3 protein-coding genes are annotated in these 2361 nt (G+C 39.2%); all 3 read left to right on the top strand.

Translation table 11 applies throughout. The annotated features are described in order from the left end of the window. Positions 1-262: hypothetical protein (locus RT422_RS12115; RefSeq protein ID WP_313422534.1), on the top strand; the 262-nt coding region annotated here is incomplete at its 5' end. Between the two features lie 80 nt (positions 263-342). Beyond that, on the top strand, positions 343-1545 hold the full coding sequence (locus RT422_RS12110) for a protein rep (RefSeq protein WP_313422532.1): 1203 nt from the start codon (positions 343-345) through the stop codon (positions 1543-1545). Positions 1546-1981: 436 nt separating this feature from the next. Beyond that, on the top strand, positions 1982-2269 hold the full coding sequence (locus RT422_RS12105) for a hypothetical protein (protein WP_313422530.1): 288 nt from the start codon (positions 1982-1984) through the stop codon (positions 2267-2269). Positions 2270-2361 lie beyond the last annotated feature (92 nt).

Genomic DNA, 2361 nt, shown 5'->3' with positions numbered 1-2361 from the left:
CCTAGACGCTGGCAAAGACAAAGACGGTAAAGAGTTTGGCGAACGCTATAAAGTGCAGTTAATGGGTAATGTTGCGTTACCCAATGGCGATGCTAAATATGATTTGATGGATTTAACCGTTGATGATTTAACAGACTGGGTGGGACTAAAGGGCAAAGTTGTTTCTATTGACGTTGGGGCATTTGCGCCAAGCAAAGGCAACATAGTTTGTTTTGTAAGAAAAGGGGCAAAGCCTAGACAAGCTATGTCTAGCGTTGCATAATCATAGGCAATAAAAAAGCCCCTTGTAGTTTGGCGACTGTAGGGGCTTTTGTTATCACTAAATAACGGGTTAATTATACCATGTTTTCTCAATCAATCTATAGAAAATCTATAGAAAATTCCCAAGCTTCGTTTGTGCCTAATGTCTCCAGTGGGGTCGCTCTTGGTATATATACGAAATCGTCTGCAAAGCAGGCTACGCCTAGCGTTGAAGAAATACGCTTAAAACGTGCTGAACGCTTTACGCTTCAAAATATCGCTTCTCGATTACTTCCAAAAGAAAGAGTTTGTAATTGTCTTAGAAGAAGAATAACCAAAGATAAAAACGTATCTATCCGTTATAACGAAGGTCGAAAAAAGGCACACTATGACAATTTAGTTCGCTGTGGTTCGGTTTGGACTTGTCCTGTCTGCTCTGCAAAAATCAGTGAAGCAAGACGAAGTGAGCTAAAAAAAGCTATGGACAATCTTAAAAAAAATGGTGGTGCGGTTTACTTGATGACGTTAACCAATCGCCACCATGTCGGGGACAATTTAGCTTATCTATTGGATAGACAATCAAAGGCTCTTGAGTTGTTTTGGTCAAGTCGTAGAAAAGGCGGTGCGGTTGAAGTCTTGGGCAAGCTGGGTAAGTTTGGTCATATTATGGCTACTGAAGTAACCTATGGTGAAAATGGGTGGCACCCACATTTTCACATTCTTTTATTCTTTGAAAATCCGATTAATTTTAAAGCTGTTGAAAAGTTGCTTGCTAGTCATTGGCAATATTGCTGTGTGAAAAAAGGCATGAAAGAGCCATCATTGGAACGTGGTTGCCGTATAGATGACGGTGGCAAGGCTCAAGAATATGTTACTAAGTGGGGGCTTGAAGATGAGATGACCAAAGGGCATACAAAAAAAGGTCGTGAAGATAGCTTAACGCCTTTTGACTTGCTTAGGCAATCTGTCGAATGTCCAGAGTATGAAAAGTTATTCCAAGAGTATGCGATTTGCTTCAAGGGTAAAAGACAGCTCGTGTGGTCTAAGGGTTTGAAGGCATTGCTCCAAGTCGAAGAAAAAACAGATGAAGAATTAGCCACAGAAACAGAAAAAGAAAGCGTGATGATTAAAGATATTGATTTTGCCATTTGGACTTTGATTAATGTCTATAACCATAGAGCCGAAATATTAGAAGCCTGTGAGCGTGATTATTTAGAGGGCAATAGTAGGCGATATAATGAACTGGTGATGAAGCTGGCACACTATCACGTTGCAGAATTAAAAAGTATTGCCGATACGGCTTAACGATTGAGTGAGGAGAAGGAGTTCCGACGACGACGAACGAAAGAAGTTAAAAGACAGAAAAATAATTATTTTTTTATCTCGTAAAAAAATAATTATTTTTGTGTGTTTTCCTTACCGTCCTTATGGGCGGTTTTTTTATGAACTTGAGTTATGCCAAAGAATAACTCCTAAGTTCGCACTTTATGTGGTTCCCTTTTAGACGTGGATTAGTGGCATGCAACCCATAGTAGAAAAAAATCATGCAAAGACTAGCTGTCAAGGTGGAGATTTTTGCGCAGCAAAAATACTACCTTGATTGCTAGTATCTGCATGATAGAAATAATAACTATGGGTGCATGTCACGATTAAGTATTGATTGATTTAGAAAATTAGATATGCTTTAATAATAAAACATCAATAAAACACATCAGCATTAACATAGTTTCGAGTATACATTATGAGTAATTTAGACGACCAACTAAGAAACCTTAAATCATCAGTGTTCAAGACAGATAGCACTAACAAAGCGTATTCGCTGCGTTTGTCTTTGGACTTATCGGCTCACATTGAAGCGATTGCAGACGTATCAGGCAAAAGCCGTAATATCATCATGACTGACCTTTTACGCTTGGGTCTTGCTTACTTCTTAGAAAATTTAGACGGCATCGAGTTGCAACAGATTGCTGAAGAATACGAAGAATGGAAATTTACTTTACAGGCTGAAGCAGCAACAGGGGACAACTAATGTTACAGATTACAGGGCAAGTGGTGAACGTATTTACCCTAGACGCTGGCAAAGACAAAGACGGTAAAGAGTTTGGCGAACGCTATAAAGTG

Origin of the sequence: Moraxella sp. CTOTU49803 (assembly GCF_032097965.1) — a bacterium.
In the GTDB taxonomy this organism is placed as follows: Bacteria; Pseudomonadota; Gammaproteobacteria; order Pseudomonadales; family Moraxellaceae; genus Faucicola; species Faucicola tetraodonis.
Note: the sequence above shows the minus strand (reverse complement) of the source record. Positions and strands in the feature narration are given on the sequence as shown.